This is a genomic window from Mycobacterium venezuelense (assembly GCF_054919535.1).
This window is the reverse complement of sequence record NZ_JBONDW010000004.1, coordinates 106,366-126,307: the sequence shown is the minus strand read 5'-3', so window position 1 is coordinate 126,307 and position 19,942 is coordinate 106,366. Positions and strand designations below refer to the sequence as shown.

Here is a 19,942-nt window from a genome sequence, read left to right as displayed (position 1 = left end):
CATGACTCGGTTCCGTGTTGCCGGTGCGCTCGCCGTCGCGCTGACGGCGCCGTGGTTGTCGCTCGCGACAGCTCACGCCGCGGGATCCGCGCAGTTGGATCGTGTTCCTGTGGTGGCGTCGGCGACGTGCGCCGGCAGCGTCAGCGCCGAGGCACAGGTGACACCGGTGCAGATCGGCGATCGGGTCGAGGACGGTGTCCGCGTGGCGATCCACTACGACGCCGGCATCTACGACGGTTCCTGCGCGCTCACCGTGACGGCCACGTGGAAGAACCTCGACACCGGTGCCTCGGGAACCAGTGACATCACCGCGGTGTCGACGATCGACGGGCACTACGGCTTCATCGGATACGCGAACACCACGTTCAGGACGGGTCGCGGCACGATCGTCGTCACACTCAGCTCTCACCCGGGTGAGGAGCTACGGATCGGTCAGCAGTAGTCCGGTAGGCCCGGCGCCCCGAAAATTGCTACCCCGCGTGAAGATCTCCTCAGGCCTGCGCAGGCGGCGCCTGCTGGTCGTTGACAAGTTCGGCGGAGGCCTCGCGCACGGCTTCGCAGACCCGGCCGAGGTAGTCCAGGATGATCGCGGCCGCGTCGGGATCGAGTTCTGCGGCGATGGTTTCCAGACGTTCGTTGGCCCCGCGGTAGATCTCGGTGAGTCGGTCGAACCCGCTTGGCTCGACTTGTAGGGCACGCCGGTCAGTTTCGTCGCGCCGGCGCACTATCCACTCCGCTTTTTCCAAACGGGTCAGCACGCCGGTCATCGTTGCGGGGTGGATGCCCATCCGTCGGGCCAACGCGGTGGGCGATTGCGCACCGTGGCGGGCCAGGACGTCGAGGACATCGAGATCGGACTCCTTGAGCCCGGTCACCGCCGCGACACGACGGGTGCCGATCGCCAGCTCGATCCGCAACGCGCGCAGAGCGTTTCGGAGCTCACCGGCGTCAGTCATCGGTCGCTTCCAACGATGCGGGCCGGAAGAACACCGGTAGCGGAGTCAGCCGGTGCTGCTTGAGCAGACGCCGGACGTAGCGGTAAAAGCTCGGGCGCGCCACCTGTTGCAACATGAACGGCACCACCTTGCCGGGGATGCGCACGTAGTTGACGACGACGTAGGGCGCGCCCTCCTCAGTGCGCAGCAGTGTGGAGTTGTCGACCCCCGCCTTGGCGACGTACCACCGTGAGATCTGGCGCCATGCCTCGGCTGCCGCCGGTCGATCCGGTGGTCCGGTGAAGTGGTTCAGCAATATGTTGACGCCGGAGGCCGGGTGTTCGGTGTCGCCGAATCGCGCTGCGTTGGTCGCAACGAATGTCACCGCGGGCTCAGTGTCGTCAAGCAAAGAGCTACGGCAAATTGCTTGGGCCGCTGACACGCTCGACGTTCGGACCAGCATGACGACGTCGCGTTTCGGGACGCCTGACAGCGGGGGAATGAACGACGCCTCCAAGACTCGCACGCTCTCGACATCGTCCCGCTGCTCGACCTCATGGGCGAGGGCGCCGAGCATGTCCATGCGCATGCGCCGAATGGAACTAGGGCGTACGAACGGGCCAATGCGTACCGGATCGATACTCCATGCTGCGTACATGAACGCCGAGGTGAGAGTGTCGCGAAACGGTGGGGCCGGATAGTCGTGCATGTTCTCTCCTGCCGATGTCCATGGACTGGGGCCGGGCGGTAAAAACTATGGTAACCATATTATATGAAAACCATATCATCGGCGGATCGCTTCGTCGCGGCCTGCCCTCCCGCGAGCGCCGAGTACCAGATGGCTGGGTGGCAGACCAGGGGCGCAACCTCCGAAGTTGCTGTGAACAGCCAACATACGTGGGCCGCGGTGTTGTGGAGTACCGTCCCGTGTCGTACCGTCAACCTAGTTGATTAGACCTCCTAGAAGAATTACGACTGGTCGCGACTGTCGCCGCTCATGAAAGGGTCACGGATGCAGCGGGTTTCGGTCAGCCGTCGACTCGGTCGGCACTGGATGATCGTGGTGGCAGTGGTTGTCGTCGCGCTGGCGGGATTCGCGGTGAATCGGCTGCACGGCATCTTCGCCTCAGAGGACGTCGTATCAACACCGAGCGGTTCGGCCAACGAGATCGTCCCGTTCAACCCGAAGCATGTGGTCTTGGAGGTTTTCGGCCCGCCGGGAACGGTCGCCACCATCACGTACCTGGACGTCGACGCCCAGCCGCAGCGTGCCGACGGCGTCGACCTGCCGTGGGCCTACGACGCGACCACGACCCAACCGGCCGTCGCCGTGAACATCTCCGCGCAGGGCGACGCCGATTGGATCGGCTGCCGCATCAAGATCGACGACGTGGTCAAGGACCAGAGAACGGTAGAAACCTTGAACGCTTTCACCTACTGCCTGGACAAGTCCGGATGAGCAGCCACCGTATTCCGGATTTCATCCGGCGATTCTCGGTGCTCATCGCGCTGTTCTGGCTGACCCTTGCGGTGCTGACGAACGTGTTCGTGCCGCAGCTGGAGACCGTCGCCGAAGCGCACAACGTATCGCTCAGCCCGCAGGATGCGCCGTCGCTGCAGGCCGCCAAGCGCATCGGCAAGGTTTTCGACGAATTCGACTCCGACAGTTCGGCAATGATCGTCCTGGAGGGCGACGAGCCGCTCGGCGACGAAGCCCATCGCTACTACAACGATCTCATCAAGAAGCTCGAGCAGGACACCAAGCACGTTCAGCACATCCAGGACTTCTGGGGTGACCCGCTGACAGCGGCCGGCTCGCAGAGTGCCGATGGCAAGGCTGCCTTGGTACAGCTGTACCTGGCTGGCAACCAGGGCGAGTCGCTGGCGAATGAGTCCGTCGACGCGGTGCGCGACATCGTCAATCAGAACCCGCCGCCGTCCGGTCTCAAGGTCTACGTCACCGGCGCCGCGCCGCTGGTCACCGACCAGTTCGAGGTCGGCCGGCAGGGGACCCTGAAAACCACGCTGATCACCCTCGGCGTGATCGCCGTGATGCTGTTCTGGCTTTACCGCCGGCTCACCACGGTTTTCCTGGTGATCTTCACGGTGATGATCGAGTTGACCGCGTCCCGCGGCGTCGTGGCAGTGCTTGCGAACGCGGGCATCATCGAATTGTCCACGTATTCAACGAATCTGCTGACGCTGCTGGTCATCGCGGCCGGCACCGACTATGCGATCTTCATTCTCGGCAGATTCCATGAAGCGCGGTATGCCGGGCAGGATCGCGTCTCGGCGTTCAACACGATGTATCACGGCACCGCGCACATCATCTTGGGGTCCGGATTGACAATTGCCGGCGCGGTGTTCTGTCTGACCTTCACCCGGCTGCCGTACTTCAACAGCCTGGGCATTCCCGCCGGTATCGGCGTGCTGGTCGCCGTGGTGGCGGCACTGACGCTGGCGCCGGCCCTGCTCATCATCGGCCGCCATTTCGGGCTCTTCGAACCCGCGCGGCCCATGCGCACGCAGGGCTGGCGGCGCATAGGCACCGCCGTCGTCCGCTGGCCCGGTCCCATCCTGGTGGTGACGATCGCTGTCGCGCTGATCGGTCTGCTCGCCCTGCCGAGATACCAGACCAGTTACGACGCACGGGGATACATGCCTGCCAGTGCTCCGGCGAATGTGGGTTACACGGCCGCAGAACGGCACTTCTCGCAAGCGCGCCTCAATCCCGAGCTGTTGATGGTTGAAGCCGACCACGATCTACGGAACCCGACCGACATGATCCTGTTGGAGCGCGTCGCCAAGGCCGTCTTCCACACCGACGGCATCGCGCAGGTGCAGTCGATCACGAGGCCGCTCGGCACGCCCCTCGACCACACGTCGATTCCGTTCCAGATCAGTGCGAGCAGCGCCTCTCAGATCAACAACCTGCCGTTTCAGCAAGCCCGCGGTGCCGACCTGCTCAAACAGGTGGACGTGATCAACAGCTCGATCGCGATCCTGCGGCAACAGTATGAGCTGCAGCAGCAGTCGGCTGCGATCACCGACGAGCAGAGCAAGGCGTTCCAGCAGACTGTCGCCACGGCCAAGAGCCTGCGTGACAAGATCGCCGACTTCGACGACCAGTTCCGGCCGCTGCGCAACTACTTCTATTGGGAGCCACACTGTTTCGACATCCCGATGTGTGCGGCGCTGAGATCGGTGTTCGACGCTCTCGACGGTATCGATGAGCTGACCGAGCAGCTGGGTAACGTCTCGGGCAGCATCGCCAAGCTCGATGAGCTGCAGCCGAAGCTGTTGGCGCTGTTTCCACCGCAGATCGAGAGCCAGCAGACCAATCGCGATCTGACGCTGACGAACTACGCCACGACATCGGGCATCAATGACCAGACCGAGGCGGCACTGAAGAACGCAACCGCGCTGGGCCAGGCGTACGACGCCTCGAAAACCGACGACTCGTTCTACCTGCCGCCGGAGGCGTTCACCAACCCGGAGTTCGTACGCGGGCTCAAGCTGTTCCTCTCGCCGGACGGTAAAGCGGCCAGAATGATCATCACCCACGATGGAGATCCCGCGACGCCCGAGGGCATTTCGCATATCGACGCGATCAGGCATGCGGCTCAGGAAGCCGTCAAGGGCACGCCCCTGGCCGGGTCCAACCTCTACATCGCCGGCACGGCGGCCACCTACAAGGACATCCAGGACGGCGCCAAATACGACCTGATGATCGCTGCGATCGCAGCGCTGTGTCTCATCCTTCTCGTCATGATGTTCATCACCCGCAGCATCGTCGCCGCGTTCGTCATCGTGGGCACGGTCGCGTTGTCGCTCGGCGCCTCGTTCGGGCTTTCGGTCCTGATCTGGCAGGACATCTTCGGCATCGACCTGTTCTGGATCGTGTTGGCTTTGGCCGTCATCCTGCTGTTGGCGGTGGGCTCGGACTACAACCTGCTGTTGATCTCCCGGTTCAAGGAGGAGATCGGCGCCGGATTGAACACCGGAATCATCCGGGCGATGGCCGGATCCGGTGCGGTTGTGACGGCGGCCGGTCTGGTGTTCGCCGCGACGATGGCCTCATTCTTGTTCGCCGACTTGCGAATTCTCGGTCAGATCGGGACGACGATCGCACTGGGTCTGCTGTTCGATACGCTCATCGTGCGGTCCTTCATGACGCCGGCTTTCGCGGCGCTGATCGGGCGTTGGTTCTGGTGGCCGCTGAAAGTACGGACCCGCCCGGCCAGCCAGATGCTGCAGCCGTACGGATCGCGTCAATCGGTTCGACAGCTACTGCTGTGGGAGGACGGCGACCCCGTCGCGGGCGGACCGAGCCACGCGGAATCCCGAGGGCTGAAGTAGGTTTCGTCAGCTTGCGACGCGCACGGGCTCACCGGCGGCTTCGGCCTCGACAACCGGAACCTGCTGCAGTTTCCCTTTCAGCCGCGCGACGCGGCGCAGTTGACCGGCCATGTTCATGGAAGTCAACATCGGGATTCCACCGATGAATGTCCGGAAGGACGGATGACCGCCGTAGAGATGGAGCATGAACAGGCAGCCCACCACGTAGAAGAATCCCATGGTGAACAGCGCCGCGGGAATCGCGTAAGCGAGCGGTGACCGTGCATCGGCGATCAGTTCGTTCGCATAGTCCACTTCGTCTTGCGTCATCGGCTGGCGCTTGCGGATCTTGGCCAGTACCGCTTTGTGCGCGCCCACCTGGTCGCCCAGCGGGTGCGATGTCCGCCTTTCCAGCCGACTGATGTAGATGAAAACGCAAGTGGCGAAGACGATTTCCATCACGGCAGCAAGGATTGTCAGATCACCCCACGGACCAAGATTCACCGTGTCGCTCCTTCACTTCGGCTCGGCGTCAGCACTGTGCGCGCACCTCTTAAAACGCTACATGACCTAAGTAATCGTGCAGACTCTCACAGGAACGACACAGGAAGGCCCCGAAGTGATCCGTCGATGTGACTCAGTCCCGCCCGCCGGCCAACAGTCCCGATGACGCGAACTTGAGTCCGGCGCGGAGTTCCTCCAGTCGGATCGGGTCATCGGCCTCGACGTAGCGCAGGGTGGTCGCCACCGCCATGTTGAAGAACAACCACGCCAACGCTTTTGGGCTCAGCTCGTTGCGATACTGGTCGTGGTAGTGGTTCATGTGCAAGGTCGACATCGCGACGAGGGTCGCGTTGAGGCCGGAGATGTTCTCGAAGGTCCGCACGTGATCGGGTCGTTCCGCGAGGTAGCGGAGCAGGCCGCGGTTGGCGATCGTCAAATCGATGAGAATGTCGATGGAGGCTGCCATTGCCTCGGCGGGTTGGGCCAGCGTGACGGTCCGCAGGCGCTCTTCGAGCGCGGGAGCCTCCCGCGCGGCGAGGTGTTCGATGGCCGCTCCGATGATCTCGTCCTTGTCGTTGAAGTACTGGTAGATCGATCCCTTGCTGACGCCTGCCCGGTCGGCGATCAGGTTGGTGGTCACCTGGTTGGGATCGGTGGTGAGGAGCAACGCCGCGGTGGTGTCGACGATTTTTGCGACCATCTCGCGAGAGCGTTGCTGCTGTGGCAGCTTCCGCCCGCTTGACCTGCTTTTATTAGTGCTCACAAACGTCCCTTACGCGACTTGAATGCGACCTGTCGGTCATATTAGCGTCCGGTTCATCACCTGGACAGGAGGTGGGCGCAGCCCATGACCGCGACTTCGGACCTTGAGATTTCTTCAGCCGCCGACGACGAGCCCGTGGAGCTCGTGCCGCTGGATTCGCTGACCGCCGAGCACACCGGGCGGTGGACCTTCCTGATATTCGAAGGTGCGGCGTTCATGATGCAGGCGATGCACCCGGTCATCGCCGAGGTCACCGGCCGCTACTCGGCGGCATTCCACGGTGATCCGGGCGGCCGCGCCATCCGGTCCATCGACTCGGTGTTGCGTTGGACGTACGGCGGCACCGAAGCTGTTGCCGAAGGCAACCGGGTCAGGGCCATGCACCGACCGATGACGATGAAGAGCGAGGCGAGCGGCAAGCAGATCAGCGCGCTGAACCCGGAGGCCTACCAGTGGGTGATCTGCACGGGATACATCGTCAATGTGCACGGCGCCCGCCTGCTGATCGGGCGGGATTTCACCGACACGGAGAAGGCGGAACTGCTGCGCGACAACCGCAGGCTTGCGCGCCTGCTTCACGTGCCGATGCGCGACTACCCGAACACTCATCAAGAGATGACCGACTACTTCGAGTCGATGATCGACAAGTTGGAGGGCACGCCGCAGGCCAGGAAACTGATCGACGACTTGATCAACGGCGAGGTCGGGTTACCTCCATCGGTGCCGAAGCTGTTCTACCCCTTGATCAAAGCGGCGTTGCGGCCCGCGCTCCGCTTCAACTACCTGTCGGTCGTCGGCCTGCTCGACCCGCGGCTTCGCGTCAAGCTCGGTGTGGAATGGTCGCCCGAAGAACAGCGCCAGCTCAACCGTGCTTACCGGGCGATTCGCGTCGCGTACCGCGTGTTGCCGGACCGGTTGACGTATTTTCCGCTGGCCTATCACGCACGCAAGCACCACGAGTGCCTGGAGAAAATGAAGGAACGCCAGAAGAAGTCGTACGCGTACCGCGTGCCGGGCGCCGTGACTCCCTAGCCGAGCGCTATCGCCGCGATGCGCGCGGCGACGTCACGCACCACTGCGTGCGTCGCCGGATCGTCGGCCGGCTCGTACCGCTCGGCCGCCGGTTCATAACGTGCACCGGCTATCGATCCGTGGTCGGCGGCCAGTTCGACGACGTCGACGGGCCAGTCGCGCGCCCGCAGTGCTTCCGCGAAATCGGTGGCCGCAGAACCGGGCACGACGTCATCGGCATCTCCGACCAGCAGCGTGAACGGTGTGCGGGAAGCGTCTTCGGGCACACCGTCAAGGACGGGTCCACCGGAGATCGGGTCCGGTGCCATGAAGGCGCCACCCAGGCAAATGGTATGCAGCACAGGAATGTTGAACTCCTGAGCGCGTAGCGTCAGGCCTGCCGCGGCGACACCGCCCAGCGACCAGCCGATGAGAATGAGATCGGCAGTCTGCTTGCGCGCGAACGTCACCGAGCTCATCAGGTCCGCACGCCCGCCGTCGGGGCTGTGCGAATCCCAATCCGGCGCGATTACGCCGACGCCGCGGTCGGCAAGGGCTCGGGCCAGGACACGCACGGCCGCGCGTGAGTCGCTCTGCATGCCGTGCCATAACAGCGCCGTCGGCTGGGACGACGGCGCACCGAATATGTCGGCGAGGCGTCCTGGGGCGTATTCGACCGTGTCCATCGCAGTGGTGTTCCCACCTCGCGGGAGCGTCACACCAGGGTCGGTTGTGGCTACTCGGAATGCGGAGTCGGGCTCTGGGCCGACTCCCACTTGGATTCCAACGACCGCTTGACGGGTGTGCCTGCGGCCAGCTCGTGCTGGAACGTCTCACCGTCATCGCCTTCGAGGGTGATCAGGAAGCCGGATTCGATCGGCTCTTTGTGGACCACCTTGCAAGCCTGTTCACCGGTTCCGCGGTCGAGGGCGACGATGTCACCGGGGGCTACGTCGTCGATGCGGCCTTCAGCGGGGGACTGGGACATACTTCGACGGTAGCCGATGCTCAGCGACCGCATCCGGGCCGAAAGGTCAGCGGAAGCGGACGTCCAGTGTCGCGAGGCCGAAGATCTTCTTGCCGCCCGATTTCGCGGCGACAATGACGACGCCGGTGCGGGTTTCTGGATCCAAGGACTTGATTCGGCCGCTGAACTCGATGTCCGCGCCCTCTGCGGCCGACACGATCGCGGGTGCCGAAAGTCGCACGGCGTAGCGGGTGACCGCGCCCGGGTCGCCTGACCAGGCGGAGACGAATCCGGCGCCCAGACCCATGGTCAGCATGCCGTGGGCGATCACGTCGGGCAGCCCGGCGAGTTTGGCGATGTCCTCGTCCCAGTGGATCGGGTTGGCGTCGCCGGCCACGCCGGCGTAGTTCACCAGGTCGCCGCGCGACAGCCGGGTGTGGTGCACGGCAAGCTCGTCGCCGACTCTCACGTCGTCGAACGACGGGGTCCCCAGCGTGCGGTCACCCGCCTCGGCGATGCGGATCTCGCCATCGGGACGCACCGTCTTCTCGTAGGCGGCGTCGGATTCGCCGACGTCGAGAATGTTGACGTCGTGCATCATCGCCTTCTGCACGGCCGTCTTGATGGTCGGGTCGACATCTTCGGCGGTGACGCCGACGACCGTGGTGTGCAGCGTGTGCACGCGCTCGCCCGCGGGATCGGTGAACGTGTTGGTCACGGTGATCAGGTCCCGGCCGGCGATCCGCCGCACCGACGTGAGTTCGACGTCGATGCGCAGTTCGTCACCGGCCACGATCGGGCGGTGCTGTTCGAAGACTTCCTCAGTCTGCACGTAGGTGTCGTAGCCGACGACGATCGATTCGAACATGCGACGGTTGCAGGCCATGGCCGGAGTCGACGTGAACGTCAGAGGCGCCACCAGCCCGGAGTAACCCAGTTCCGCGGCCGCGTCGACATCCCAGTGCGCCGGGTGATAGTCCTGCACGGCCCGGGCGTACTCGCGGACCTTTTCCCGGCCGACCAGGTACGGATCGTCCATTTGGTACCAGTGGCCGACTCGCGATTCGATCGCTGACGCTTCCGGTGCTGCAGTCATGAAGTGCTCAACTTTTCTATCGGCTGTTCGCTGAGGCCGACCAAAGCACACTAACGTGCGAGCGCTACGGCATGAACAACGTCCCGGCGTCCGATGCCGCTTTCTGCAGTTCCGGAATCGTCATGTCGGCATAGTCGGCGTTGACCGGCCCCGATGCGTATCCCAGCCACGGCACGACGCCGGGGTCCGGGGTGACGCCCAAATGGTAGGCCTGGATGCCGGGCAGGTGGTACTGGAGGAAGTTGCCCAGAATGTCGGCGAGGAATATCGCGTTCCCGATCGGACCGGTGCCCCACAGCGCCGACGCGTTGATCAACGGTGTTGCGGCGTCGGGATTGCCGATCATCACGATCGAGCCGTAATGCGGCTTGCTGCCGCCGCCGGGCACATACTCCGGCATGAATGGCTGCAGGCCCGGCAGATCGGTGGAGAAGTAGGCCGCGGTGTCGCCGTAGGTGAGTACGTTGACGAATCCGGAGTTGGCGCCGTTGCCCGGCACGGTCGTGTTGAGACCGGGGCTCTCGAACGCGACGCCGCCAAGGCCGGTTCGTTGTGCGACGTATGAGGCCTCCCAACCGCCGAGTGAGTGTCCAGTGAGGAAGATGTCTTCTCTCCGGTAACCCTGCGCGATGGCTGCGGCCTCCACTTCCTGCTGGATCTCCAGCGCATCGATGAACGCCTGCGGTGTGGTGTCGGTAAAGATCACCTGCACGTCGGTGATCACCTGCGAGACCGCGATCAGGGGGTTGAACAGCAGGTTCGTACCGCCTGTCGTGCCCTGGTAGGCGATGATGACCTGGCCATCGGGCGTCACCCACGCCTTGCCCGACATGCCCGTCAGCACATTGGTGGACGACATCTGTTTGCCGTCGACCGTGAACGGTTTCAGCCCGCCCGGAGTGCCGCCGAGGACATACGCGGTCGTCGCGGCATTGAGGAACTGGGCCACCGTCGGCGTCGTGCCGGTGGTCGGTCCGGTGTAGGTCAGGGCCGGCGGCATCGGCTGCGCGTCCGGCGGCTTTGTCAGCCCCAGCTTTTCCTCGACGTCTCGGAACGCCGCGAACAACGCGTCGTTGATCGGCGCGAAGTTCAGCGGGCTCGTCGGGCCGTTGGCCGACGACGTGATGTCCAGCGCCTGCAGCACTGTGTTGACGACGCGACCGGGCAGCGCGGCGATCTCGGCGATCGGCGACAGCGGCTCGGGCTCAGGCGGAGCCGTCGTGGTCGCCGACGACGTCGGTGCCGGCGCGGCCGCCGAGGCCGCTGCCTCGGCAAGCTTCGCGGAGAGGGGAAGTGCCTTTGCGACGGTCTTGGGAGTGGCTCGTGTGACGGTTGTCGTGTCGAGCGCCGCCGGGAGCTTCTGCTCCGTTGGCGTGTTCGTGGTCTTCGTGAAGCTCCGTACCGATGGCAGGTCTAGCGTGACCGGTCTGGTCGGTTCGGTGATCCGTATGCGATCTCGCACCGCCGTCTTGACGGGGCGTAGCCTTTCATGCGACTTCTTCGTCGCCGAGTCTTGTTGTGCGGCATGCGAATCCGGCCGCTCCGACACCGGGTCGCGACGTTTTGTCTCGGTCTCGGTGTCGCGAGGCTTCGGTGCCGTCGACGATCGATCGTGGCGCATACCCGGCCGGTTGGCGGGCTTGCTGGGGCCGCCTGCGGACTCCGCACTCGATTGGCTTGTCGAGTTGCCTGACGAATCGGGCTCGGCCCACGCCACGGCCTGGCCGTTCGCGAGGCCGATGCCGATGCCGACGCCGATCGCCGCGGTGGCCAGGCCGTACCGGATGTGCCGACGTCTAACGTTCTTTGTGCAGCGCGAAGCATCCACCATTTCCGATGTCCCCCTTGACATTCCACGGTGCTGTTCGCCTCTGCCGATGGCGGGAGTGCCGGCCGTCGCGAACCCACGCCGGCTCAATGTATGACAGCGCGCGATGTCATCCGGGGCGTTTCGAGATATTGCGCGAACGCCTGGGATTGGCACTCACAGCTTTGACCCACTAATTTTCCTGAGGTGATGTCCTCAGCTGCTGGTGCAGTCGCGCGGTGGATTCTCCCGTTCCTGGCGGTCGCGATGGTGTTCGCCGCTGCCCCGACGCAGGTCGGTTCGGCCCCGGCGGTCCGCCTGACCAGTGACGGAAACCCGCTGGTCGGGATGCCGTTCTACGTCAATCCCAATTCCAAGGCCATGCGGGCGTCGAAGAGCGACCCGAGCCCCGAGCTGGCCGCAATCGCCAACACGCCGACGGCGTACTGGATGGACCACATCTCGACGCCTTCCGTGGATGCGAAGTACATCGCCGACGCCCAGGCCGCAGGCACCATGCCGATCCTGGCTCTCTACGGAATCCCGCATCGTGACTGCGGCAGCTACGCCGCGGGCGGGTTCGGGTCGGCCGACGCGTACCGCGGCTGGATCGACGGCGTCGCAGGCGCGATCGGCGGCGGACGTGCGGCGGTCATTCTCGAACCTGACGCATTGGCCATGGCCGATTGTCTGTCGGCCGATCAGCGTCAGGAACGATTCGACCTGATGCGCTATGCGGTAGACACGCTCACCCGCAATCCGGGCACGGCCGTCTATGTCGATGCCGGCCATCCGCGGTGGGTGCCTGCCCCGGACATGGCCGCCAGACTCAACGAGGTCGGTGTGGCCAAGGCCCGTGGGTTCAGCCTCAATACCGCGAACTTCTTCACCACGGAGGAGTCGACCGGTTACGGCGAGGCTATTTCCGGCATGACCAACGGTGCGCACTACGTGATCGACACGTCGCGCAACGGCCTCGGGCCCGTCGACAGCGACTCCTGGTGCAACCCGCCGGGCCGCGCGCTCGGTGTGCCGCCCACCACCGCGACCGCAAGCCCGCATGCCGACGCCTACCTGTGGGTCAAGCGCCCGGGCGAGTCCGACGGATCGTGCGGCAGTGGGGAAGCCTCGGCCGGCACGTTCGTCAACCAGTACGCGATCGACCTGGCCCGTAACGCGGGCCAGTAGGGGTCACCCCGCCGCTAAGGTTTCAGGCATGCCGGGCACAGAGACCTCCGAGATCGTGTCTGCCTATGCGGCCCAGTTCAACCGGTCACTGCTCGACCGGCACGCGGTGACCTCGCCGTTGGGCGCATGGCTCCTGCTGGCCTTGGTCGGTCCGGCGGCCGGGGGAGCGAGCCGCCGTGATCTCGAGGCTGTCCTCGGCACGACGGTCGACGACGCCGCAGAGCGGGCGCGCAACCTGTTGAGCCAACCGCACCCCGCGGTGTCTGCGATCGCGGCGGTGTGGGACCGCGAATTAGGTCCGGCTTTCGACGCATGGGCACAGACGCTGCCCGACGTGGTGGAGCGGGGGCCCGTGCCGGATCAGGTGCGCGCCAACGCCTGGGCGCAGGGTCGCACGAATGGCTTGATCGACGAATTCCCGCTCAACCTCGACAGTTTGGTTCGGCTCGTGCTCGCCTCCGCGCTGGCGACGGATATCCACTGGGGCACCCCACTCGGAACGGTTGAGGATCTCGGCGGCGAATTCGGTAACGCGGTCAACCGGTCCCTGTCGCTTCAGCACGGGCTGCAGCTGGTTGCCGATACCGACGCGGCGGGGCCGGTGGCGGTGGCAGCGCCGTATTCGTCATCGGCGCTCGAGGTGTTGAGCGTCATTGCAGCACCGGATGTTCCACCCCACGAGGTCGACAGGGCTGCTCATCAAATCGCCGCGATGCTCCGCGGCGACGAGCGCGGTGCGCGCCGGCTGCCTGCAGAAGAACTCACCGACGGACACGCGTGGACCGTGACCGAGCGCCGCGAACAACGGTCCGGCGGTCCGCAGGTGCAGGCGGAGTTTCGCAGTTTACTGCCGGCGTGGTCGGCGACGAGCAACCACGACCTCGCGGACGCCCCGGGCGTGCCCATGGTGTTCGACACGTTGACCGGTTTCGCCCGGCCGGAGGATCTACCGGTGAGCTTCACCGCGAAGCAGACGGCCATCGCGTCATACTCGCGCACCGGATTCAAGGCCGCGGCGGTGACCGCGATGGGCATGCGCGCAGCGGGCATGCCGTCATTTCACGAGGTGCTGATCCGGCGCATCGAGTTGCGCTTCAATCGGCCCTACGCTGTATTGGCTTGCGCCGCAAGCGAAGACGGGCCCGCTGCCTGGCGCGGGGTGCCAGTGTTCAGCGCCTGGGTCACCGAGCCGCAGGACATCGAGCCCGACGACACCGGCCCGCCGCGTCCCGTCCCGGTTCGATGACCGCTTAGCGCAGAAGGCCCGGATGAGGCACCACGGGCCTGCTCGCCGAGACTGACTCTTGACAACATACAACCGACTGGTTGTATGTTTATGGTGTGACCGAGCATGATGAGGACCGGGCGGACGCCTTGTTCCACGCGCTCGCCGACCGCACCAGGCGCGACATCATGCGCCGGGTGCTCGCCGGGGAGCACTCGGTTTCCGCGCTCGCGACGAAGTACGACATGAGCTTCGCCGCAGTGCAAAAGCATGTCGCCGTGCTCGAAAAGGCTGGTCTGATCACCAAGCGACGGAGTGGTCGCGAGCAACTGGCGAGCGGTGACGTGGATGCGGTGCGGTCAGTGGGTTCCATGCTCACTGAGCTGGAACAGGTTTGGCGTGGTCGCATCGCACGCATCGACGAACTCATCTCATATGACCCGATCAAGGAGGACTGAACCATGCCCGTGACAGACGTCAAGCACGACATCGACAACCTGACGCTGACCATCACCGCCGATTTCGCGGCGCCCGTCGAACGAATCTGGCAGGTCTACGCCGACCCGCGCCAGCTCGAAAAGGTCTGGGGGCCACCGACGTATCCGGCGACCGTGGTCGATCACAACCTCACGGCCGGCGGTCGCATGACCTACTACATGACCGGTCCCGAAGGCGACAAGCACGCCGGTTACTGGGAGGTCACCGCGGTCGATGAGCCGACGAGCTTCTCGTTCGTCGACGGCTTCGCCGATCTGGATTTCAACCCGAATCCCGACATGCCGGTGTCGACCAACGTCTTTACCTTCGTGGCGCACGACGGTGGCACCCGCGCGACATACGTGAGCACCTACACTTCCGCCGAGGCACTTCAGCAGGTGTTGGACATGGGCGTGGTTGAGGGCGCCTCGTTGGCGATCAACCAGATCGACGACCTGATCGCGTCCTGAACGCTCGGTTCAGCGATGACGCCCAGATGTCGAAGCGACGGGGCGGGACTCCGATTCGCCGTCTTTGGCATTGCGATCCGACGCCAGCATCACCGCGGTGATCGGGACGACGAGGGCAAGCAGGCCGATCACGAAGACCGGGAACAGGAACGAGAACGCTTCGGGCCCACCCGGAACCGGCACGGTGCGATCGACGGTCACCCGGACCGCCGCCATACCGGTGTAGTGCATGCCGACGACGGCGACACCCATCACGAGCCCGGCTGCGAACCGCAGGACCGATGATTTGAGGACCAGGGTGAACCACAGCGCTGCCGTCGCGGCGACCACGGCGATCAAGAAGGAAAGGGCGACAAGGAATTTGTCATAGGCGATGGAGCCCTGGATCTGCATCGCCCACATGCCGGTGTAGTGCATGAGGGCAACGGCCAGGCCGGTGATGACGCCTCCGGCGAGGAGTCGGCGCAGATCGAAGGTGCGGCCGATCGTGACCAACCCCGCGAAGACCGCCGCGATCGCGAGCACGGCAGATGCCACCGTCCAGCCCAGGTGGTAACGCACCACGCTGTTGGGAATCGCGAAGCCGAGCATCGCGATGAAGTGCATGAGCCAGATCCCGACACCGCCGATCGCGATGGCGGCCATCAGCAGCCAGCGCAGCCGGTCTCGTTCGGTGGCCGCGGCGGCGCCGCACCGGGTGCATGCCAGCCCGACGACCGAGCCGGTCACCGAGACGATGTACGCCAGAAACAACAGCCAGAGGCCCATGTCGAAGTGGTGCACGTGATGATGGTTCATGAGGGTCCCTCGAGACTGTGGTGCAGGTGGATCAGGGGGTGGTCAGGGCACTGTCGTCGGCAGACGATCCAGCGCGTAGGAGGTGATGGCGATCAACGCGTTCTTGGCCGAATCGCGTTGTCGGGCATCGACGCTGATGATCGGCACGTTGGGTGACACCGAGAGCGCCTCGCGGAGATCTTCGATCGTGTGCGTCGGGGCATCGTCGAACTGGTTGACGGCGATCAGGAATGGCAGGCTTCGTGCCTCGAAGAAGTCGACGGCTGCGAAGCTGTCCTCGAGCCTGCGGGTGTCCACCAGCACGATGGCGCCGATCGCGCCACGGACCAGGTCGTCCCACATGAACCAGAACCGGCGTTGCCCCGGTGTGCCGAACAGGTACAGCACGAGGTCGCTTGCGATCGTGATCCGGCCGAAGTCCATTGCGACGGTGGTGGTCTCTTTACCAGGGGTCGCGTCGATGTCGTCGTGGCCATGGGAGACGTTCGTGACGAGTGCCTCGGTGCGCAGCGGCACGATCTCCGACACCGCGCCGACGAACGTGGTCTTGCCGACGCCGAAGCCGCCGGCGATCACGATCTTCGTCGACGACACCGTGGCGCCTGCGTCAGAGTGCGCGTAGTCCACTCAGGGTCCTTTCGATCAGTAGGCGCCGCTCCGTCGCGGTCGATTGGTCGGTCAGCGTGGCGTGCACCCGCAGATACCCGCTTTCCACCAGATCACCGACCAGTACCCGGGTGACCCCGATGGGAATACCGGCGTAAGCGGAGATCTCGGCGATCGACGGCCGGCTGCCGCACAACCGGACGATGACCGTGTGGACGTCGCCCGGCGCCCACTCGAGGTCGTTGCTCGACACCAGAGCCTCGACCGAAGCCTCGATCGGTATCTCGATCCGAGCGCGGGTTCGTCCCCCTGTCAGCGTGTAGGGCCGCGCACGACTGGCTGATTGTTTCTGCTCAGGCCTGTCCATGCTGAGCGTCATCGAACTCCCTGCGTGGCGCGCGGAGTCGCCTGCACGGTCTTGCCGACGCGGTCGACGAGCAACGCCATCTCATAGCCGACCTGTCCGATGTCGCATGACACCGACGCCAGCGTAGCGAGATAGGAACCGTTCCCGACCCCCATCAAAAGCAAAAAGCCGTCGTCCATCTCGACGATGGACTGGCGGACGTTTCCGGCCTCGAACAACCGGGCGGCGCCGGTCGACAGGCTCGCCAAACCCGATGTCACCGCGGCCAATTGCTCTGCCCGGTCAGCAGGCAGATGTGAGTTCGACGCCATCAGCAGACCGTCGGCCGACACGAGGATGGCATGCGACACGCCCGGCACATCGCGGACGAAGCTGGACACGAGCCAGTCGAGGGTACGTCTGGTCTCAGGAGCAGAGCCAGCCGACCCAGCGTGTGGTTGCGTGCCGGTGTTCATCGGTCTCCTTCGATTCGGCGGTGTGCTGCATCGGTTTCGGCTCGGCCCCTGCGAACGCCGGCAAGCTGCCGGCTCAGTATGTCGCGGATCGCCGCGGGATCATTTCCCACGTCGGCCCTCGCGTGGGCGCCCGGCCGGGTGTCGTCCGGAACGAGGCGTGCACCGCGTTCGCGGATCGGCAGCCCGGATTGGGTGTGCCGCTTGGGTTCCTGGTCGACCGCCTTGGCGGCGGCGGCCCAGAGGGCATCCGCCGAGCTCGTCCAGACCCGGTTGCGCGATTCCTGCGCCACCGGATCCATCAGCCACTCGGACGTCATGCGTTCGAAAATAGGCGCACTCTCGGACTCGATGTCGAGCCACGGACGTTCGGGGGCAGGCGGTGCCGAATCGGGAGGCTTCGGCGCGGCGGGCGCGGCCGGTGGCGGGGACGAGGTGAAGAAGGACAGCGCATTCGGTCGCGACGGGCGTCCGGGTTCTTCGTCGGCGGCTGCTTCCGGCGCCGGAGGAGCAGACAGTCCGTTCGTGGGAGCGGGGACACCATTGACGCCGCTCGCACCGGGTGACCGCTTCGGGAGCGTGCTGCCGTTGTTGGTGGTGTGGACCGCGGTGGCTGCACCGTTCACAGCTGCCGTGGCCGGAGACGAAGCCGTGGTGCCGTGGAGCGGCGGGGCAGCGCCCACTTCGCGTGCGGGCGCCCGCAACGGCTCGAGGCCGCGACGTGGCGCGTCCGCGAACGCAGGGGAGTCGCCGAGCGGCTCGCCCATTCCGACCGGCGGGGCGATCAGCGCGCCGGGTAGGTGCACACTCACCGTCACACCGGGCCGGTCGGTCAGGTGGCTCGTGGTGCGCAGCCGCACCGTGGCCTCATGGCGCCGTGCGAGCCGGCCGACCACGAACAGACCCATCCGTTTCGCCGTCTCGGATGTCACCTCGCCGCCGAGCGCGAGCCGGTCGTTCGCCGCGCTCAAATCCTCCCTGGACATGCCGAGTCCGCGATCGGCCACCTCCACCAGGACACCGGCGTCGACTGCGCGTCCGACCGTGACCAGAACGGGTGACTCGGGTGGCGAGTACCTGAGTGCGTTGTCGAGGAGTTCTGCGATCAGGTGGCCGATGTCGCCTGCCGCCGAGCCGACGATCGACACGTCGACGATGTGACCGACCTGGACCCGGCGGTACTCCTCGACCTCGGACATCGCCGCGCGCAGCACGTCCGGCAGCGGAACGGGTGCGGACATGCGGTGGCGCTCCACCGTGTCGGCGAGCACGAGCAGGTTGTCGCCGTTGCGGCGCATGCGCGTCGCGAGGTGATCGAGCCGGAACAGATGCTCCAGCCGCACCGGATCGTCCTCGTCGAGCTCAAGGGTCTCGATTAGCGCCAGCTGCTCTTCCACGAGCGACCGGCTGCGCCGGGACAGGGTCTCGAACATGTCGCCGATCTGCAGGCGAACACCGTGCTCGCTGGCGAGGCGCACGGCCTGGTAGTGGATGTCATCGATCGCGCGTGCGAGCTGGCCTACTTCTTCTCTGGTGCGGACGGGCAGCGCGGTGATCTCCGGCAGACCGCCGCCTTTGCTGAGTCGATCGATCTCCTCGGGCAACTCGACCTGCGCGACGTGCAGGGCGCCGCGGCGCAGGCGGTTGATCGATCGGATGAGCGAGCGCCCGACCGCCAGCGCGAAGACGAGTGCGGTCAGGACCGCGCCGAGAATGATCGCGGTGTCACGCAGGGCGTCGGATCGCAGGGCGTTGGCGCGATCGTGCAGCGTGCGGTCGAGATCGGCGGACAGCTGCTGGGTCAGCCCGCGGTATTTGTCGACGCTCGCCTGCAACGCGTTCGTGAATCCGGCCGCCGGTATGGACTCATTCAGCGGTTGCGTGTAGGCAGCGCGGCGAACGTCGGACGCGTCGCGCAACGCCGCGGCGTCATCCGTGAGGGTCAGCTGGGCGAGCCGATCGATGGCCGCCGCTTCCGCACCTGCCGCATCTGCCACCTGGGTGCGCAGCTCGACCGAATCGGCGAAGCCCGGCGTGGTGACCAGCACCCGCTGCGTCGTCAGGGCCCGTTGGGCCGCGAGAACCGTCACGAGGCGGTCCGCGAGCGGGCGGACAGCGGGGTCGTCGACGGTCGCTGTGGTGGTCGCGACCGCCGCGATGGCCTCGGATGCGACGCTCTGCGCCCGGTCGGCGATCTCCGGCTGGGGAACCGGGCGCGAGGTGATGTCGTCGCGCAACGTCTTGGCGGTCGAGGATGCCGACGCGAGCTCGGCCGCCACTGCCTGGTCGAACTCCGCGGATGTGGTGACCGACGCCAGGGTCTCGGCGCTCGCGTCGAACTGTGCGAGCGGGTCCTCGATCGGCGCGCCCGAGGCGGCGGCGTAGGCGAGCCCGTCGAGCCGATCGACCAACTCGACCGCGGGCACCACGATCACGGCGTTGTCGGACGCGACGCTCAATCGCGATGCCGCCGTCAGCTCGTTGTAGATGCGCACCGCGCCGAAAGTCGCAGCTAGCAGGATCGGAAGCACCAGGGTCGCCGCGACCTTCCAGCGCAACGGCCAGCCGTCGAACGACACCCGCGACACCGTCGGACGCGGATGTTCACCGATATTCGGATCTTTTTCATCCACGGCCGTACCACCCTCCGCCGAGCTAATTAACGTTCAGGTAGGACTCGGCTCCGGGAGATGGTAAACGACTGATAACGATTGTGCATCGACGGGGCTAAGCAGTGCGCGTTCGCTGGCGCTGAACATTTGTGCACGTTCCACCGCGACATGGGTCTCTGCGATCCGGAACACGCGCTCGGCGACGCGCTCGGTCACACCGCGAGGAAGTCCGGTCGCGGCCGTGACACCGCCGCCGCCGTAGCCGATCCGTGACAAACACTTGACCGAATTGTCAACGCATGAGCGGACATTCGGAGGCTGTCGGG

General features: G+C 65.4%; 21 protein-coding genes. 8 read left to right on the top strand and 13 right to left on the bottom strand.

The genetic code is table 11. The features are described 5' to 3' along the window. The first annotated feature begins 1 nt into the window (after window position 1). On the top strand, window positions 2-442 hold the full coding sequence (locus ACRCUN_RS08025; RefSeq protein ID WP_462141346.1) for a hypothetical protein: 441 nt from the start codon (window positions 2-4) through the stop codon (window positions 440-442). A 49-nt stretch (window positions 443-491) separates the two neighbouring features. On the opposite strand, the gene ACRCUN_RS08020 is transcribed toward ACRCUN_RS08025, so the two are convergent. Together ACRCUN_RS08020 and ACRCUN_RS08015 are read right to left on the bottom strand one after the other, a co-directional pair. Further along, window positions 492-956 carry a MarR family winged helix-turn-helix transcriptional regulator gene (locus ACRCUN_RS08020; RefSeq protein WP_462141103.1) on the bottom strand — a complete coding sequence of 155 codons (465 nt, stop codon included), beginning with the start codon at window positions 954-956 and terminating at the stop codon, window positions 492-494. Then, window positions 949-1,644, bottom strand: coding sequence for a hypothetical protein (locus ACRCUN_RS08015; protein ID WP_462141102.1), 696 nt, complete (start codon window positions 1,642-1,644; stop codon window positions 949-951). The genes ACRCUN_RS08020 and ACRCUN_RS08015 overlap by 8 nt, the downstream gene beginning before the upstream one ends. 303 nt (window positions 1,645-1,947) lie before the next feature. On the opposite strand from ACRCUN_RS08015, the gene ACRCUN_RS08010 reads away from it, so the two are divergent. After that, complete coding sequence (locus tag ACRCUN_RS08010) at window positions 1,948-2,394, top strand: MmpS family transport accessory protein (protein WP_462141345.1); 447 nt, start codon at window positions 1,948-1,950, stop codon at window positions 2,392-2,394. Next, window positions 2,391-5,294, top strand: a complete 2,904-nt coding sequence (locus ACRCUN_RS08005; RefSeq protein ID WP_462141101.1) for an MMPL/RND family transporter — start codon at window positions 2,391-2,393, stop codon at window positions 5,292-5,294. Before ACRCUN_RS08010 ends, ACRCUN_RS08005 begins: the two co-directional genes overlap by 4 nt. Before the next feature lie 6 nt (window positions 5,295-5,300). Here the strand turns inward: ACRCUN_RS08005 and ACRCUN_RS08000 are convergent, their stop codons facing one another. Continuing rightward, window positions 5,301-5,777 carry a hypothetical protein gene (locus ACRCUN_RS08000; RefSeq protein WP_462141100.1) on the bottom strand — a complete coding sequence of 159 codons (477 nt, stop codon included), beginning with the start codon at window positions 5,775-5,777 and terminating at the stop codon, window positions 5,301-5,303. A 133-nt stretch (window positions 5,778-5,910) separates the two neighbouring features. Beyond that, window positions 5,911-6,477 carry a TetR/AcrR family transcriptional regulator gene (locus tag ACRCUN_RS07995; RefSeq protein WP_462141099.1) on the bottom strand — a complete coding sequence of 189 codons (567 nt, stop codon included), beginning with the start codon at window positions 6,475-6,477 and terminating at the stop codon, window positions 5,911-5,913. Window positions 6,478-6,624: 147 nt separating this feature from the next. Between ACRCUN_RS07995 and ACRCUN_RS07990 the strand changes: the two genes are divergently transcribed. Further along, window positions 6,625-7,572: an oxygenase MpaB family protein gene (locus tag ACRCUN_RS07990; RefSeq protein WP_462141098.1), complete on the top strand. Its 948-nt coding sequence runs from the start codon at window positions 6,625-6,627 to the stop codon at window positions 7,570-7,572. On the opposite strand, the gene ACRCUN_RS07985 is transcribed toward ACRCUN_RS07990, so the two are convergent. The 4 genes from ACRCUN_RS07985 to ACRCUN_RS07970 form a co-directional block, all read right to left on the bottom strand. Further along, window positions 7,569-8,237: an alpha/beta hydrolase gene (locus ACRCUN_RS07985; RefSeq protein WP_462141097.1), complete on the bottom strand. Its 669-nt coding sequence runs from the start codon at window positions 8,235-8,237 to the stop codon at window positions 7,569-7,571. The genes ACRCUN_RS07990 and ACRCUN_RS07985 overlap by 4 nt on opposite strands. Window positions 8,238-8,287: 50 nt before the next feature. Then, window positions 8,288-8,539 (bottom strand): hypothetical protein, encoded by a 252-nt coding sequence (locus ACRCUN_RS07980; protein WP_462141096.1) that lies wholly within the window; start codon window positions 8,537-8,539, stop codon window positions 8,288-8,290. Between the two features lie 46 nt (window positions 8,540-8,585). After that, a complete protein-coding gene (locus ACRCUN_RS07975; RefSeq protein WP_462141095.1) occupies window positions 8,586-9,614 on the bottom strand; it encodes a fused (3R)-hydroxyacyl-ACP dehydratase subunits HadA/HadB in 1,029 nt (342 codons plus the stop codon). Between the two features lie 64 nt (window positions 9,615-9,678). After that, window positions 9,679-11,445 (bottom strand): hypothetical protein, encoded by a 1,767-nt coding sequence (locus ACRCUN_RS07970; protein WP_462141094.1) that lies wholly within the window; start codon window positions 11,443-11,445, stop codon window positions 9,679-9,681. 186 nt (window positions 11,446-11,631) lie between these two features. Between ACRCUN_RS07970 and ACRCUN_RS07965 the strand changes: the two genes are divergently transcribed. From ACRCUN_RS07965 to ACRCUN_RS07950, 4 genes are all read left to right on the top strand, one after another. Beyond that, complete coding sequence (locus ACRCUN_RS07965; protein ID WP_462141093.1) at window positions 11,632-12,609, top strand: glycoside hydrolase family 6 protein; 978 nt, start codon at window positions 11,632-11,634, stop codon at window positions 12,607-12,609. A gap of 28 nt (window positions 12,610-12,637) precedes the next feature. After that, entirely contained in the window at window positions 12,638-13,855 is a 1,218-nt protein-coding gene (locus ACRCUN_RS07960) for a hypothetical protein (protein ID WP_462141092.1), read from the top strand. A 95-nt stretch (window positions 13,856-13,950) separates the two neighbouring features. Beyond that, window positions 13,951-14,292, top strand: coding sequence for an ArsR/SmtB family transcription factor (locus tag ACRCUN_RS07955; protein ID WP_462141091.1), 342 nt, complete (start codon window positions 13,951-13,953; stop codon window positions 14,290-14,292). 3 nt (window positions 14,293-14,295) lie between these two features. Beyond that, on the top strand, window positions 14,296-14,781 hold the full coding sequence (locus ACRCUN_RS07950) for an SRPBCC family protein (protein ID WP_462141090.1): 486 nt from the start codon (window positions 14,296-14,298) through the stop codon (window positions 14,779-14,781). A 9-nt stretch (window positions 14,782-14,790) separates the two neighbouring features. Here the strand turns inward: ACRCUN_RS07950 and ACRCUN_RS07945 are convergent, their stop codons facing one another. The 5 genes from ACRCUN_RS07945 to ACRCUN_RS07925 are packed head-to-tail and all read right to left on the bottom strand — an operon-like array spanning window position 14,791 to window position 19,637. After that, window positions 14,791-15,579 carry an MHYT domain-containing protein gene (locus ACRCUN_RS07945; protein ID WP_462141089.1) on the bottom strand — a complete coding sequence of 263 codons (789 nt, stop codon included), beginning with the start codon at window positions 15,577-15,579 and terminating at the stop codon, window positions 14,791-14,793. Between the two features lie 42 nt (window positions 15,580-15,621). Continuing rightward, window positions 15,622-16,206, bottom strand: coding sequence for a GTP-binding protein (locus ACRCUN_RS07940; protein WP_462141088.1), 585 nt, complete (start codon window positions 16,204-16,206; stop codon window positions 15,622-15,624). After that, the gene (locus tag ACRCUN_RS07935; RefSeq protein WP_462141087.1) at window positions 16,187-16,564 is read right to left on the bottom strand and encodes a DUF742 domain-containing protein; all 378 of its coding nucleotides are present in this window, start codon (window positions 16,562-16,564) and stop codon (window positions 16,187-16,189) included. The genes ACRCUN_RS07940 and ACRCUN_RS07935 overlap by 20 nt, the downstream gene beginning before the upstream one ends. Then, complete coding sequence (locus ACRCUN_RS07930; protein ID WP_462141086.1) at window positions 16,561-17,007, bottom strand: roadblock/LC7 domain-containing protein; 447 nt, start codon at window positions 17,005-17,007, stop codon at window positions 16,561-16,563. Before ACRCUN_RS07930 ends, ACRCUN_RS07935 begins: the two co-directional genes overlap by 4 nt. Next, window positions 17,004-19,637: a sensor histidine kinase gene (locus ACRCUN_RS07925; RefSeq protein WP_462141085.1), complete on the bottom strand. Its 2,634-nt coding sequence runs from the start codon at window positions 19,635-19,637 to the stop codon at window positions 17,004-17,006. The genes ACRCUN_RS07930 and ACRCUN_RS07925 overlap by 4 nt, the downstream gene beginning before the upstream one ends. Between the last annotated feature and the right edge of the window lie 305 nt (window positions 19,638-19,942).